We start from the raw sequence: 14,804 nt of genomic DNA, 5'->3' as shown, positions 1-14,804 counted from the left end.
GTCCGGTTCAGCGTTCGGCCAGCCCGTCGACGTGGATCTGCGCCTGTCCCTGCGGACAATGCTCCACGCGTGCCCGCACCCGGTATACGCGGCGCAGCGTGTCGGGCGTTACCACATCGCCTGGCAGCCCTTCGGCCTCGATCGCGCCCGCGTGCAGCAGCAACGCATGGTCCGCGTGGCGCAGCGCGATGTTCAGGTCGTGCAGCACCACCAGCGTAATGAGACGGTGCAGGCGCGTCTGGCGGCGCAGCACGTCCATCACGTGGAACTGATAATTCAGATCCAGCGCGGACAGCGGTTCGTCGAGCAGCAAGAGGCGCGGGCGCCGCACCAGCGCCTGGGCCAGCGAGGCAAGCTGCTTCTGTCCGCCTGACAGTTCGTCCAGATGGCGGCTGGCCAGGTGCGCAATGCCCAGCTCGGTGATGACCGCCATGGCGTCCTCCATCAGCGCGTGCTCGGGTTGCCCGTGCCTTCCGGAACGCGCCGCCACCAGCACCGATTCGAAGACGGTCATGTGCACGCCCTTGGGCAGGGCCTGCGGCATGTACATCGCGCATTCGGCGCGGCGGGCGGCGCTGGCCTGCGCCAGGTCTTCGCCGTCCAGCCAGAGGGCGCCGTCCATCACCGGATGCAGGCCCGCCAGCGTCTTGAGCAGCGTGGACTTGCCGCTGCCGTTGGGGCCCAGCAGCGCGGTGACGGCGCCTTCGGTCATGGGGCCGGCGCTGGCGTGGCGTAGCACCGGCCGTCCGCCGTAGCCCGCGGACAGCGCCTGGATGCGTAGCTGCGCCATCGTCAGGGTTGCAGCACCAGCGTGCCGCGCATGTGCTGCGCGTGCGCGGGAAACGAGCAATAGTAGGTGTACGACTGGCCGGCGCGCAGGCGGCTGACGGGGAAGGTGACGGAGGCCGTCTCCCCGCCGCCCAGCATCGGCGTCTTGGCCAGGATGCGCCCGTCTCGCGGCTTCAGGAAGTCGTTGTTCGCGCCCGCCTGGATGCCGTCCGTCATGACGGCGTCGATGTCCCCGGTCTTGGCCAGCACCCAGTTGTGGCCGGCCTTTTCCTTGCTGTTCTTGCCCGTGTGAATGAGCCGCACGGTGAATTCCTGGCAGCTTGCCGGCACGACGATGTGGTCAGGGCCGAACTGCTTGCCGGGCCGGCCTTCGACGTCGATGCTGCACTCTGCGGGCGCGGCATGGGCCGTGCCGGCGATCATCAGGGCCGCGAGGGTCAGCGTCAGGCGGAATTTCATCGGGATGTCTCCTTGTGCGATGGGATGCCGTCAGGCGCGCTTGAGCGCCCGCACGACGATGGTGAGAAAGAAGGGAATGCCGACCAGCGACGTGACGATGCCCACCGGAATGAGCGCGCCGGGCAGCACGGTCTTGGAGGCGACGGACGCCAGCGACAGGATCAGCGCGCCGGCCAGGGCGCTGCCCGGCAGGTAATAGCGATGGTCTTCGCCCAGCAGCAGCCGAGCGATGTGCGGCGCAACCAGGCCGACGAAGCCGATCGTGCCCACGAACGACACGGCCAGCGCCGCCAGCGCGCTGACGCGCAGCAGGCTGACCAGGCGCAGGCGCTTGACGTCGATGCCGAAGCTGGCCGCGCGTTCCTCGCCCAGCCGCACCGCGGTGAGCTTCCAGGCGTCGCGCATCGAAAACGGGATGGCCAGCGCCAGGGCCGCCGCCATGACGCCGACCGTCGTCCAGTTGGCGCGCGCAAGGCTGCCCATGGTCCAGAACACGATGCCCTGCAAGGCCTCTTCGCTGGCGACGAACTGCAGCAGCATCACCAGCGCCTGAAACGAATACACCAGCGCGATGCCAAAGAGCACCACGCCCAGCGTGGACCCGCCGCGCCAGCGCGCCACGCGCTCCAGCACCAGCACCGACAGCAGGGTGCAGGCGAAAGCCGACACGGACACGGTCATGCCGGCCGGCAGCGCCGGCAGATGCCAGTCCAGCGTGATGGCGAGCGACGCGCCGAACGCTGCCGCGGCCGAGACGCCCAGGGTGTAGGGACTGGCGAGCGGATTGTCCAGCATGGTCTGCATCTCGGCGCCGCCCAGGCCCAGCGCAACGCCGACCAGCAGCGCCATCAGCGCATAGGGCAACCGGAACTGCCAGACGATGACGCGCGTGCCGGTGTCCGACACATCGGGGTGCAACAGGGTGCGTAGCAACTCAGGCAGGGACAGCGATGCGGGTCCGCTCGCGATGTCGGCGAGCAGGCTGGCCACGATGGCCACCCCCAGCGCAGCGGTCAACAAGAGGCGCTTGCGCACCGCGCACCGGTATGCGGCGATGGGGTCGCCGGGAACGGACGCCGCGCGTAGCGGCGTCGCAGTGACGAGATCGGTCATGTCGGTCTACTTCGCAGGCGCGGCCGGGGTCGTCCAGAAGGCACCGGTGCTGTCCAGGTCCAGGAACTGTCTATACAGCGCGTCCAGCGTGCCTTGCGGATCGAGCGCCGCCGCGCGCTCGGGGTAGAGCCACTTGGCCATCGCCTCGATGGCGGCGATGTTGTAGGGCGAGTTGTAGAAGGCGTGCCAGATGCCGAAGGCGCGATGTTGCGTGACGGCATCCAGGTCGCGGATGCCGTCGCGGGCGAGCAGTGTGGACAGGCTGCCGGCAGAGACCTTGGGATCTGCGCCGGGCCCGGCCAAGAGGCCTGGCCGGCCCGGCTCCGACCGGCTGCCCGTGGCGATGTAGACGTCGGGCTTGGCATCGATGACGAATTCCAGGCTGACGTCGCCGATGGCGCCGGGCAGCACGGGCGCGGCCACATTGACGCCGCCGGCCGCTTCCAGCAGGTCGCCAAAGCTGCCGTTGCCGGTGGTGTGGCAGCACGCGGGCCACACGCCCGCCAGCATTTCCACGAAGACGCGCGGCCGCTGCGCCTGCGGCACCGCGTCCACCAGCTTGCGCACGCGGGCCAGGCGCTCCTCGTAGAACGCAATGTAGGCCTCGGCCTGGGCTTGCCGGTCGAGGGCCTGGCCCAGGACGCGCAGGCTGGGCACCGTGTTGCGTACCGGGTGCTGGCGGAAATCGATGAACACGATCGGAATGCCGGCTTCCTGCAACGCGGGAATCATGGGATTGTTGCGGCCCGGACCGTGACCGCTGACGCTGAAGATTGCCACGTCGGGCCGCAGCGAAACGATTTTTTCCGGGCTGACGCTGGCTTCCGACGTCTTGCCGATCAAGGGAACCTGGGCTGCTTGCGGGAAGCGTTTGACGAGCTGGTCCCAGGAATAGGGATCCTGCTGCTTGAGCTCGCCTTGCCAGCCGACCACGCGCGCCACGGGATCGTGCCGGTCCAGCAGCGCCATGGCGAAGGCAAAGCGGCCTTCACCCAGCAAAATGCGCTTCGGGTGGTCGGGCACCGTCACGACGCGGCCGGCCAGGTCGGTGACCTCGCGAGCGTGGGCGCCGGGCAGGGCGCAGAACAGGGCGGCGGCGGTCACGGCCGCACGGAAGAGGGCAATCGGGCGCATGGCGAATCCTTATGGGGCGTTGGCCGCGCGTTCCGGGTAACGCGAACCATTCTTATCGCCGGGCAGTGTCCGACAACCTGTCTCAAGAATTCGTTAAGACGCGCCCAGCCTGTGGTGCAGGCGCTGCACACCGGGCATCCGACACCCGGCATCCCGCGCCTCGGCCTCTACAATGTGAGATTGATTGTTGTTCTCCGAGCTGTCTCGCCATGCGCGTTCTCGTCATCGAAGACGACCCCGACATTCTTGCCAATATCACGCATCACCTGACGCGCCGCGGCTACATCGTGGATTGCGCCGAGGACGGCCAGCGCGGCTATGCGATGGCGGCCACCGGCGAATTCGACCTGATCGTGCTGGACCTGATGCTGCCGCGGCTGGACGGTTACGCGCTTTGCCGCCGGTTGCGCACCGAGGCGGCGTGCAACACGCCCGTCATCATGGTCACCGCGCGCGACACGCTGGACAACCGCCTGACGGGATTCGACGCGGGGGCCGACGATTACCTGGTCAAGCCCTTTGCGCTGGCCGAACTGGCCGCCCGGATCAAGGCGCTGCTGCATCGCGCCAGCGGGGCGGGCGCGGCGCGAGTCCTGCGCGTGGGCGACCTGACGCTGGACACGGGCACCCTGGCGCTGGCGCGGGCAGGTCAGCCGCTGCGCCTGCCGCCATCGCCGCTGCAATTGCTGACCTTGCTGATGCGCGCCAGCCCGGCGGTGGTCCATCGCTCCCGGCTCGAAGAGGCGCTGTGGCGAGATTCGCCACCGGACAGCGACAGCCTGCGCACCCACATCCACCAGATCCGCCACGTGGTCGACAAGCCCTACGACACGCCGCTGCTGCACACCGTGCATGGCATCGGCTATCAGTTGCGGCCCCCCAGCGATGGCTAGCCGCGGCGCACGCCCGGTGCGGCGCGGACTGGCCCGCCACCTCGTCCTGACGTACCTTGCGCTGGCGCTGCTGGTGGCGGGACTGTTGACCTGGCTGTCGGTCTGGAGCGTGGGCAAGCTGGAGGCCCACCTGCAACGCATCGACATGGGCATGGCGGTGGAGCGGGTGCGGGGCGATTTCCTGGCCGGAATCGACCCGGGCCGGCCCAACCGGTTCTTTCATGGCGATCCGGGCGGCGCGGCGTTTCCCGACTGGCTGCAGCCGCTGGCGCCGGGCTTTCACAAGATCGAGCGCAATGGCCGCGTGTGGCACGTGATGGTCGACGACCTGGAGGGACAGCGCTACATGCTGCTGCGCGACTACACCGAGTACGAGCAGAACCAGTCGGCCTCGCACCTGACCGCGGTGACGGGGCTGGCGGCCAGTCTTGCGCTGGCGTTCGTGCTGGGCATCGTGGCCACCCGCCGCCTGCTGCGCCCGCTTGCGCGGCTGGCCGCGCAGGTCAACACACGCGGCGCGCAGCCGCCGCAGACCCGGCTGGCCGAAGACTATCCGCCGGACGAGATCGGCCAGCTCGCGGCCGCGTTCGACTCGACCTACAACCAGCTTGAGCAGGCGCTGCGGCGCGAGCAGCTCTTTACCGCCGATGTGGGGCATGAGTTGCGCACGCCGCTGATGGTGATTTCCAGTTCGTGCGAGCTGCTGCGCGAGGAACATGGCCTGGACGCGGCGGGCCAGGCGCGGCTGGCGCGCATCGAAGCGGCCGCGGCCGACATGGGTGAACGGCTGGACACGTATCTGATGCTGGCGCGCGGGGGCGATGCCGCCGGCCTTTTTCCGCGCGAAAGCGCCGCGGACACCGCGCGCTGCCAATTGGCAGCCTGGTCGCCCGTGGCGCTGCGGCGCGGCATGCAGTTGACGCTGGAGACCGCCGGCGGCGACGAGCCCGCCTTGCTGTTTCCGGCGCCGCTCTTGCGCGCCGTGCTGTCCAATCTGATCCGCAATTCGCTGCAATATGCCGGGCCGCAGGCACGCGTCGCCATTATGGCGGGGCCTGATTTCGTGCAAGTCAAGGACGACGGTCCGGGGATTCCCGTGGAACGGCAGGCGTCGCTCTTCCAGCCATTCGTGCGCGGCGGACAGCCTGACGATGGCAATTTGGGGCTGGGGTTGTCGCTCGTCCAACGCATCTGCGAGCACCAGGGCTGGCGCGTGTCGCTGCATTCGCGGCCCGGGCAGGGTAGCCAATTCCGCGTGGACCTGGCAGGACCCGCACCCACCCCGGCCCGCTAAACGGCGGCGCCGGCCTGCGCGAGGGGGCGGGCAACACGCCAGCGCGCCAAATAGGGACAAAATGTCTTGGAATAGTAATGTTATTACATTACTATTTTCGCTTTTTTCGCCCGGCGCGCGTCGCCGGGAGTTCCGCATTCCCCATGACTTCTCTCATTTCCCAACCCGCGGCCGCCCGGCTGCGCTCCATCGACGCGCTACGCGGCCTGGTCATCGTCATCATGCTGCTCGACCACGTGCGCGAGACGTTCTTCCTGCACCACCAGGTCGGCGACCCGATGGACGTATCCGCCACGCCGCCCGACCTGTTCTTCTCGCGCCTGCTTGCGCATCTGTGCGCGCCGGTGTTCGTCTTTCTGACGGGCCTTTCGGCCTGGCTGTATGGCGCCAAGGCCGGCAACCGAAGCGCCACCGCGGCGTTTCTGGCCAAGCGGGGCGCGTTCCTCATTGCGCTTGAAGTCATCGTCGTGAACTTCGCGTGGACCTTTCAGTTTCCGCCCTCCGTTGTGTACCTGCAGGTGATCTGGGTGATCGGCCTGTCCATGCTGTCGCTGGCGGCCTTGCTGTGGCTGCCGCGCAGGGCGCTGGTGTTGACCGGCGTGGCGCTGGTTGCCGGCCATAACGCGCTCGATGCCGTTCACTTCGCGGCAGGTCACGCCCTGCACGTGCCGTGGGCGGTGCTGCATGACCGCGGCTGGATCGAGGCAAGCGACACGCTGCGCCTGCGCACGTCGTACCCGTTGCTGCCGTGGATCGGCGTGATTGCGCTGGGCTATGCCGCCGGCCCGTGGTTCCAGCCGGGCGCCGATGCGGCCGTTCGTCAGCGCCGTTTGTGGGCGGCGGGGCTGGCGGCCGTGGCGGGTTTCGTGGTCCTGCGGGCAATCAACGGGTATGGGCAGTCGCAGAAATGGGCGGTGCATGACGACGCGTTGCATACGGCCATGAGCTTCCTGAACATCACCAAGTACCCGCCGTCGCTGATGTTCCTGCTGTTGACGCTGGGGCTGGGACTGTGCCTGCTGGTGCTGATCGAGCGCGCGCAGTCGGCGGCGTGGGTTCGCGCGCTGTGCGTCTTTGGCGCGGCGCCCATGTTTTTCTATCTGCTGCACCTGTATGTGCTCAAGGCGCTGTATCTGGGCGGCGAAGCCATCTGGGGCCTGAACCAGGGCAAGTATTTCGGCGTGGATGGCATGGGCGCGGTGTGGCTGATCGCGATCCTGCTGGCGGTGGCGCTGTTCTGGCCCGTGCGCTGGTTCGGACGCCTGAAGGCGGCGCGCCGCGATATCGCCTGGCTCAAGTACCTGTGAGGCCGGCGATGGCGGTACGCAAGTGGGCTGCGGGCATCGTGGCATTGATGGCGCCGTGGGCTGCGCACGCCCAGCAGAACGCCGTGACGCTGTATGGCGTCGTGGACCTGAGCATCGCGGGCTTTTCCACGCAGGAGCGCGGCACGGCCATCAACATGCAGTCCGGCGTGCAGTCCGGATCGCGCTGGGGCCTGCGCGGCAGCGAAGACCTGGGCAATGGCCTGCGGGCCAACTTCCAGCTTGAAAGCGGCTTTCTTGCCAACAACGGCAACTCGGCGCAGGGCAGGCGCCTGTTCGGGCGTGCGGCGTGGATGGGCGTGTCCGGCGGTTTTGGCGATCTTCGGCTTGGCCGGCAGACGTCGGTGTCGTCAGCCACGCTGGCCGACTACGATGCGTTCCTGGCGTCCTACCTGATCACCGGCGCGCAGACCGCGCTGCTGCCGTACAACGCCAATCGCGCAGACAACATGGTGGCCTACTGGAGCCCCTCTGTCGGCGGGCTGCGCGCGGGCGTCGATGCCAGCCTGGACTACGACGGCGGGGGCGGGTTCCAGACCGCGTCCACCAACAAGCTATACAGCGCCGCCGTGGTGTTCGACCAGCCGGGCTATTCGATCGCCGCCACCTACGAAGGCGCAAGCTGGGCGGACGGCACGGCGCAATCAGCCGCCATGACCCGGGCAGGCACCGACCGCCGGCCCTACGCCTACACGCTGGCCGGCCGCGCCACGGTGGATGCGTTCACGCTTTATGCCGGCTGGTCGGTGATGCGCAACGGCTCAACCATCCCGGCGGTCCAGTCACCCGGTCAGCGGGTGTACTTCCCGGGCAGCACGGTGCACGGCGTAATGGCGGGCGCTGCCTGGCGCAATGGCGCGAGCACCGTGATGGCGTCGTGGCAGGGCAGCCTGCCGGGCGGCGGGTCGCTCGAGCGCGATGGCGCCACGCATACCCAGCAGATCTATTCGGCGGGCTACGTCTACGACCTGTCCAAGCGTACGAACGTGTACGCCATCTACGGCTACATGCGCGGCGCCTGGGACGATCCGTCCTGGCATCAGTCCCAGTACGCGGTGGGCATGCGCCACCGCTTCTGACCGCGCCCGGCGCACGTCCACAAAAAAGCCGCCTGATGAAGGCGGCTTGAGGATCCGGCGGGGCGACTATCCGTCGCCTCAGTGCAGGATCTGACTCAGGAACAGCTTGGTCCGCTCGCTCTGCGGATGATCGAAGAAGTCGTCGGGGTTGTTCTCTTCGATGATCTCGCCGCGGTCCATGAAGATGACGCGGTTGGCAACCTTGCGCGCAAAGCCCATTTCGTGCGTCACGCAGATCATTGTCATGCCGCTCTCCTGCGCCAGCGTCACCATCACGTCCAGCACTTCCTTGACCATTTCCGGGTCCAGCGCCGACGTGGGCTCGTCAAACAGCATGACCTTCGGGTTCATGCACAGCGACCGGGCGATCGCCACGCGCTGCTGCTGGCCGCCCGAGAGCTGGCCGGGGAACTTGGCGGCCTGATCCGGGATGCGCACGCGCTCCAGATACTTCATGGCGGTGGCCTCGGCCTGGACGCGCGACTGCTTGAGCACCCACATGGGCCCCAGCGTCAGGTTTTCCAGCACGGTCAGGTGCGGGAACAGGTTGAAGTGCTGGAACACCATGCCGACCTCGCGGCGGATGGTCTCGATGTGCTTCAGATCGCTGGTCAGCTCCGTGCCGTCGACGATGATCTGCCCCTTCTGGTGTTCTTCCAGCCGGTTGATGCAGCGGATCATCGTGGACTTGCCCGAGCCCGACGGGCCGCACACCACGATGCGCTCGCCCTGGGCGACGTTCAGGTTGATGTTGCGCAGCACGTGGAACTGGCCGTACCACTTGTTCACGTCCTGCAGACGAATGATGGCATCGGACATGCCTGTTCTCCTTCGGGTTTACCGGGCGTGCCCGGTGGCCAGGCGCTGCTCGAGCGCGCGGCTGTATTTGGACATGGAATAGCAGAAGACGAAGTAGATGAGCGAGATAAAGAGATAGGCCTCCACCCCGAAACCTCGCCATGCCGCGTCGGACAGGGCCGCCTTGGCCGCCAGCGTCAGGTCGAAAATGCCAATGATGACGACCAGCGACGTGTCCTTGAACAGGCTGATGAAGATGCCCACCAGCGGCGGGATCACGATCTTGAGCGCCTGCGGCAGGATGATCTTGCGCATCTGCTGCCAGTAGTTCAGGCCCAGCGAATCCGCGCCTTCGTACTGGCCCTTCGGGATGGCCTGCAGGCCGCCGCGCACCGTTTCCGCGATGTAGGCCGCGGCGAACATGATGATCGCGATCTGCGCGCGCAAAAGCTTGTCGATGGTGAAGCCTTCCGGCAGAAAAAGCGGCAGCATGACCGACGACATGAACAGCAGGCTGATGAGCGGCACGCCGCGGATCAGCTCGATGTACACGACGCACAGCGCCTTGATCGCCGGCATCTTGGACCGGCGGCCCAGGGCCAGCAGCACGCCGACCGGAAACGCGAAGGCGATGCCGAAGGTGGCCAGGATCAGGGTCAGCGGCAGGCCGCCCCAGCGGGCGTTTTCGACGTAGGTCAGGCCAAACACGCCGCCCCACATCAGCACGGCGACGGCCGCCAGGCCCAGCGTCCAGATGAGCGCCAGCTTGCCGTTCCAGAAACGGCGCATGCCGCTTGCCACGATCACCGCGGTCAGGATGCCGGTGGCGATCAACGGCCGCCATTGCTCGTCGAATGGATAGGTGCCGAACAGGATGAGCCGGTGCTTTTCGATGATGAACGCCCAGCACGCGCCGCCGGCCGCGCGGCATTCCTGCGCATTGGCGGCGTCAAAACTGGCCTTGATGAAGGCCCATTCCACCAGCGCCGGCAGCGCCATCAAGAGGCACCATGCCAGCAGCACGGTGATCAGGATGTTGAGCGGCGAGGAGAACAGGCGCGACCGCATCCAGGCCCAGGCGCCGCTTTGCGCGCCGGGCGGGGCGATGTCGGCGCCCAGGGTTTGCGTAGTGCTGCTCATCTCAACGCTCCACCAGCGCGATGCGCTTGTTGTACCAATTCATGAATATCGAGATCGACAGGCTGACCGTGAGGTAGGCGGCCATGATGATGAGGATGCCTTCGATGGCCTGACCGGTCTGGTTCAGCGTGGTGTTCACGACAGACACGATGTCCGGATAGCCGATGGCCACCGCCAGCGAACTGTTCTTCAACAGGTTCAGGTACTGGCTCGTCATCGGGGGGATGATGACGCGCAGCGCCTGCGGCAGGATCACCAGGCGCAGCACCAGCCGGCGCGGCAGGCCCAGCGAACCGGCGGCTTCCCACTGGCCGTTGTTGACGGCCTGGATGCCGGAACGCACGACTTCGGCGATGAAGGCGGACGTATAAACGGTCAGGCCCAGGAAGAGGGCGACGAACTCCGGCGTCAGCGTCAGGCCGCCGACAAAGTTGAAGCCCTTGAGCGCCGGCATGTCCAGCGTCAGCGATGCGCCGCTGGCCAGCCACCCGATGACGGGAAACCCGATCAAGAGACCGATGGCCACGCGGCCCAGCCGGAAAGGCTGCCCCGTCGCTTCCTGGCGCTTCGTGGCCCAATGCCCCACGGCGATGATTGCCACGATGGCCAGCGCCAGTCCGCCCAGCACCCAGTCCAGCGACGCGCCTTCCAGCCCCGGCACCTTCAGGCCGCGGTTGGAGATGAAGACGCCCGGCAGCGGGTTGTGCGCCTGGCGCGGTCCGGGCATGTTCTCGGTGATGAGCGCATACCAGAAGAAGAGCTGCAGCAAGAGCGGCACGTTGCGCATCACCTCGACATAGACCGAGGTGATTTTGTTGACCAGCCAGTTCTTGGACAGGCGTCCGATGCCAATGAACACGCCCAGGATGGTCGCGGCCACCAGCGCCAGCAGCCCCACGCGCAGCGTGTTCAGGATGCCGGCGAAGATGGCGCGCCCGTAGGTATCGGCAGGCGAATAGGCGATGACGGTTTCGCCGATGGCAAAACCGGCCTCGCGTTTCAGAAAGCCGAAACCCGTCGCGATGTTGCGCAGCGACAGGTTGTGCAGCGTGTTGTGCACCAGGAACCAGACGGCGGCCCCGACCAGCGCAAGGGCCAGCGCCTGGTAGACCACCGCGCGCGTGGCCGGGTCATTCCACGAAACCCGGCGCGGCGGCCGCGGCGCCGGGCGTTGAGCTGAATGCTGCGCCACGGCTCAGCCCGCCATCAACGCGCCGACGGCAGCGGCCAGGCGGTCCATGCCCTGTTCGATGACCTCGGTGGAGGTCGCGAACGAGAAGCGCACGTACGGCGACAGCCCATACGAACCGCCGTCGATCACGGCCACGCCGGCCTCGCGCAGGAAGAACAGGCTGACGTCCAGGTCGGTCTTCAGCTCGCCATCGGGGCCTTGACGGCCGATCAGGCCCTGCACGTTGGCGTACACGTAGAACGCGCCGTCCGGCATGGCGCACGAGATGCCGGGGATGGCATTCAGCCGGCTCACGATGAGATCCCGGCGCTTCTTGAAGATCTCGACCATTTCCGTGACGCTGGACTGGTCGCCTTCCAGGGCTGCCTGCGCGGCCGCCTGCGAAATTGCGCTGGGGCACGACGTGCTTTGCGACATGACGGTGCTCATGGCCTTGATGAGATCGGCCGGGCCGGCGCCGTAGCCGACGCGCCAGCCGGTCATGGCGTAGGACTTGGACATGCCGTTCACGATGAGCGTGCGGCCGGTGAGCTGCGGTTCGACCTGAACGGGCGAGGCGTGCGCCTGGCCGCTGTAGGTGAAGGGCGCGTAGATCTCGTCGCTCAGGATCCACACTTGGGGATGGCGCACCAGCACGTCGGTCAGCGCGCGCAGTTCGTCCGCGCTGTAGACGGCGCCGCTGGGGTTGCTGGGCGAATTCAGGATCAGCCAGCGCGTGCGCGGCGTGATGGCCGCTTCCAGCGTGGCCGCGTCCAGCTTGAAGCCTTGCGATTCGGGGCCGGTCACCACGACCGGCTTGCCTTCGCCCAGTAGCACCATGTCCGGGTAGGACACCCAATACGGCGCGCAGACGATGACTTCGTCGCCCGGTTCCAGGCTGGCCGTCAGCGCGGCCGCGATGATCTGCTTGGCGCCCGCGCCCACGGTGATCTGGTCCATGCCGTAGCGCACGCCCAGGGTCTGTTCGAGGCTGTTGGCAATGGCGGTGCGCAGGCCCACGGTGCCGTTCGGGCTGGTGTAGCGGATGTCGCCGCCCGCGATGGCTTCCTGGCCGGCGCGCGCGATATGCGCGGGCGTGGGCATGTCGGGCTCGCCCAGCGTGAAGTCGGCGATCTCGCGGCCCTGGCGGCGGAGTTCGTCCACGACGATCTTGGCGGCCATGCTGGGCGAGGGTTTGATCTGTTTGAGTCGGGCGTTGACGATGCTGTTCATGGTGATGCTGCGTAAAGAGTGATCTGGCGCGGGGCGGGCCCGCGCGCCGGGGAAATGAAAGACGGCTCCGCGCAAGGCGGAGCCGTGTAGGCCGCGGGTTAGCGCACCGGCCAGCCGTACATCAGGCCGCCTTGCGTCCACAGCTTGTTCAGGCCGCGGTCCAGCTTGAGCGGGCTTTCCTTGCCCATCGCACGGTCATAGCTTTCGCCGTAGTTGCCGACCTGCTTGATGATGTTGTAGGCCCACTTGTCGTCCAGGCCCAGGTTCTTGCCCATGCCGGGCGTCACGCCCAGGATGCGTTGGACGTTGGGGTTGGTGCTCTTCAACATTTCATCGACGTTCTTGGACGTGATGCCGTATTCCTCGGCTTCCAGCATCGCGTTCAGCGACCAGCGCACGACGTTGAACCACTGCTCGTCGCCCTGACGGACCATGGGGCCCAGCGGTTCCTTGGACAGGTTCTCGGTCAGGATTTCCCAGTCGTCGGGGTTGGCCAGGCGCGTGCGCATGTTGGCGGCGGTGTTGGACTTGTCGTTGGTGTAGGCATCGCAGCGGCCCGATTCCAGCAGACGGAAGTTTTCGTCGTAGTTCTCGACCAGCACCGGCTTGAAGGTCAGGCCGCGGCTGCGGAAGTAGTCGGCCAGGTTCAATTCGGTGGTGGTGCCGGGCTGCACGCAGATGGTCGCGCCGTCTAGTTCCTTCACGCTCTTGACGTTCATTGCCTTCTTCACGATCAGGCCCTGGGCGTCATAGAAATTCACGCCCACGCCGATCAGGCCCAGCGTGGTGTCGCGGGTCAGCGTCTGCGTGGTGTTGCGCGACAGCATGTCGATCTCGCCGGACTGCAGCGCCGTGAACTTCGCCTGGGCGGTCAGCACATTGCCCTTCACCTTGGAGGCGTCGCCGAACATGGCGGCGGCGACGGCGCGGCACATGTCCACGTCCAGGCCGGTCCATTCGCCCTTGCTGTCGAGCACCGAGAATCCGGGGATGCCGGCAAAGCCGCACTGCAGGAAGCCCTTTTTCTTGACGGCGTCAAAGGTCACGCCGGCTTGCGCGCCGGAAGCAACGCACAGCAGGGTCGCCGCAATGGCGGAGCTCAGAAACTTGCGCATGGAGATTTCTCCTGGAGATCGAAAAAAGTTAGGAAAAGCGGAAGGGACGGAAACGGCCAAGCGTGCGGGGCCGCCCCGGCAGGCCGGGGAGGGCGCGTCGCGCATTCGGACGGGGTAAGGCAATAAGGAGGAGGGGTGGCCGACGGGGCCGGTCAGGCGGTGCGCCGGTGGATGCGCGTGGCGTAGGGGAGATACGTACTGCGGAGGGTAGGAATCGGGCTCATCGGCGGCACTGGTACGGCAGGTCTTACAGTCGCGGAAGACGCCGGCGGTCACGCGGCCAACGTCGTATTACGTTATGCAATAAGACGTATGATGGCAGCCGTCATACAAGTAAACAAGTAAGGGGATTCCCGTAATTGGCATTACGGGCAGGGGGTAAACGTCGGGCTTAAGCCGCCGGCGGATGCGACAGCAGCTTGCGGTAGCGCGCAATGCTGTCGCCCAGATGGCGGGCCATGGCGGCCCGTGCGGCCCCGGGATCGCGGCGCATGATGGCGGTCAGGATGGCTTCGTGCTCGCGCACGTTGCGGGTTTCGTACGTTTCAAGTTCTTCGGGCGTCTTGCCGCCGTGCTTGATGTTCAGATCCAGCATCACGTCGCGCACCGCGGCCTTCAGCAGCGCCGGAAAGTGCGGGTTGTTCGACGCGCGGGCGATCGACAGGTGAAATTCGTAGTCGGCCTTCACGGCCGCTTCCATGTCGCGCGTGGCGCGGTTGAAGGCGTCGAAGGCTTCGACGATGCTGCTCAGGTCCGAGGCGCTGCGGCGCTCGGCCGCCAGGCCACAGGCTTCCACTTCGAGACCCGCGCGCAATTCCATGATGTGCAGTGCCCAGCGCGGATCCGTCGCGGGTTCGACGACGAAATCGATGGGTTTTTCGCGGTCTTCGGTGACGAAGACGCCGATGCCGGGTTTGCTGACCAGGCGCCCGCTCAGGCGCATGGAGGCCACGGCTTCACGAATGACGGTGCGGCTGACTTCGAATTCGTCGCAGAGCGCGTGCTCTGAAGGCAGCTTGTCGCCGGCGCGGTACTGGCGCGCATCAAGGCGCTTGGTCAGTTCCTCGATGACGAAATCGGTCAGGCGCGAGCGGGGAGGCCGGGCGGGAGTTTGCATTGTCTCTCTTATGGGAAATCGCTGCGGGCTAGGCGTGGCAGCCTTGGCGCAGCCGCAAGTTTACGCGTTCCTGGAATGCCTCGCGGGTGTCCGGCCCATCGGGTTTGGCCGCGCGCAAAGGTCGCGGCCGCAGGAAGCGAGAGG

At 66.8% G+C, this 14,804-nt stretch carries 14 protein-coding genes; 4 read left to right on the top strand and 10 right to left on the bottom strand.

The window, feature by feature from the left end:
- Positions 1–7: 7 nt before the first annotated feature.
- Genes V6V88_RS14225 through V6V88_RS14210 form a run of 4 tightly spaced genes read right to left on the bottom strand, consistent with a single transcriptional unit; the run spans position 8 to position 3,495 of the window.
- Positions 8–790: an ABC transporter ATP-binding protein gene (locus V6V88_RS14225; RefSeq protein ID WP_223575414.1), complete on the bottom strand. Its 783-nt coding sequence runs from the start codon at positions 788–790 to the stop codon at positions 8–10.
- Positions 791–792: 2 nt separating this feature from the next.
- A complete protein-coding gene (azu, locus tag V6V88_RS14220) occupies positions 793–1,248 on the bottom strand; it encodes an azurin (RefSeq protein WP_223575415.1) in 456 nt (151 codons plus the stop codon).
- Positions 1,249–1,278: 30 nt separating this feature from the next.
- On the bottom strand, positions 1,279–2,361 hold the full coding sequence (locus V6V88_RS14215) for an iron ABC transporter permease (protein ID WP_223575416.1): 1,083 nt from the start codon (positions 2,359–2,361) through the stop codon (positions 1,279–1,281).
- Positions 2,362–2,367: 6 nt separating this feature from the next.
- The gene (locus V6V88_RS14210) at positions 2,368–3,495 is read right to left on the bottom strand and encodes an ABC transporter substrate-binding protein (RefSeq protein WP_338615335.1); all 1,128 of its coding nucleotides are present in this window, start codon (positions 3,493–3,495) and stop codon (positions 2,368–2,370) included.
- A gap of 209 nt (positions 3,496–3,704) precedes the next feature.
- Between V6V88_RS14210 and V6V88_RS14205 the strand changes: the two genes are divergently transcribed.
- From V6V88_RS14205 to V6V88_RS14190, 4 genes are all read left to right on the top strand, one after another.
- The gene (locus V6V88_RS14205) at positions 3,705–4,388 is read left to right on the top strand and encodes a response regulator transcription factor (RefSeq protein ID WP_062839408.1); all 684 of its coding nucleotides are present in this window, start codon (positions 3,705–3,707) and stop codon (positions 4,386–4,388) included.
- Positions 4,381–5,682, top strand: coding sequence for a HAMP domain-containing sensor histidine kinase (locus V6V88_RS14200; RefSeq protein ID WP_062839409.1), 1,302 nt, complete (start codon positions 4,381–4,383; stop codon positions 5,680–5,682). Before V6V88_RS14205 ends, V6V88_RS14200 begins: the two co-directional genes overlap by 8 nt.
- A gap of 143 nt (positions 5,683–5,825) precedes the next feature.
- The gene (locus V6V88_RS14195) at positions 5,826–6,989 is read left to right on the top strand and encodes a DUF1624 domain-containing protein (protein ID WP_062839410.1); all 1,164 of its coding nucleotides are present in this window, start codon (positions 5,826–5,828) and stop codon (positions 6,987–6,989) included.
- Positions 6,990–6,997: 8 nt separating this feature from the next.
- Positions 6,998–8,086: a porin gene (locus V6V88_RS14190; RefSeq protein ID WP_338615333.1), complete on the top strand. Its 1,089-nt coding sequence runs from the start codon at positions 6,998–7,000 to the stop codon at positions 8,084–8,086.
- Between the two features lie 78 nt (positions 8,087–8,164).
- On the opposite strand, the gene V6V88_RS14185 is transcribed toward V6V88_RS14190, so the two are convergent.
- The 6 genes from V6V88_RS14185 to V6V88_RS14160 form a co-directional block, all read right to left on the bottom strand.
- On the bottom strand, positions 8,165–8,905 hold the full coding sequence (locus tag V6V88_RS14185) for an amino acid ABC transporter ATP-binding protein (RefSeq protein ID WP_062839412.1): 741 nt from the start codon (positions 8,903–8,905) through the stop codon (positions 8,165–8,167).
- A gap of 18 nt (positions 8,906–8,923) precedes the next feature.
- Positions 8,924–10,024 carry an amino acid ABC transporter permease gene (locus V6V88_RS14180; protein ID WP_062839413.1) on the bottom strand — a complete coding sequence of 367 codons (1,101 nt, stop codon included), beginning with the start codon at positions 10,022–10,024 and terminating at the stop codon, positions 8,924–8,926.
- 1 nt (position 10,025) lies between these two features.
- A complete protein-coding gene (locus V6V88_RS14175) occupies positions 10,026–11,216 on the bottom strand; it encodes an amino acid ABC transporter permease (protein WP_338615332.1) in 1,191 nt (396 codons plus the stop codon).
- Between the two features lie 3 nt (positions 11,217–11,219).
- Positions 11,220–12,428, bottom strand: coding sequence for an aminotransferase class I/II-fold pyridoxal phosphate-dependent enzyme (locus tag V6V88_RS14170; RefSeq protein WP_338615331.1), 1,209 nt, complete (start codon positions 12,426–12,428; stop codon positions 11,220–11,222).
- Positions 12,429–12,526: 98 nt separating this feature from the next.
- On the bottom strand, positions 12,527–13,543 hold the full coding sequence (locus V6V88_RS14165; protein WP_056318040.1) for an amino acid ABC transporter substrate-binding protein: 1,017 nt from the start codon (positions 13,541–13,543) through the stop codon (positions 12,527–12,529).
- 391 nt (positions 13,544–13,934) lie between these two features.
- Positions 13,935–14,660 carry a FadR/GntR family transcriptional regulator gene (locus V6V88_RS14160; RefSeq protein ID WP_056318037.1) on the bottom strand — a complete coding sequence of 242 codons (726 nt, stop codon included), beginning with the start codon at positions 14,658–14,660 and terminating at the stop codon, positions 13,935–13,937.
- Positions 14,661–14,804: the final 144 nt, after the last annotated feature.

This window comes from Achromobacter sp. E1, assembly GCF_037039475.1.
Classification (GTDB): domain Bacteria; phylum Pseudomonadota; class Gammaproteobacteria; order Burkholderiales; family Burkholderiaceae_B; genus Achromobacter; species Achromobacter mucicolens.
Note: the sequence above shows the minus strand (reverse complement) of the source record. Positions and strands in the feature narration are given on the sequence as shown.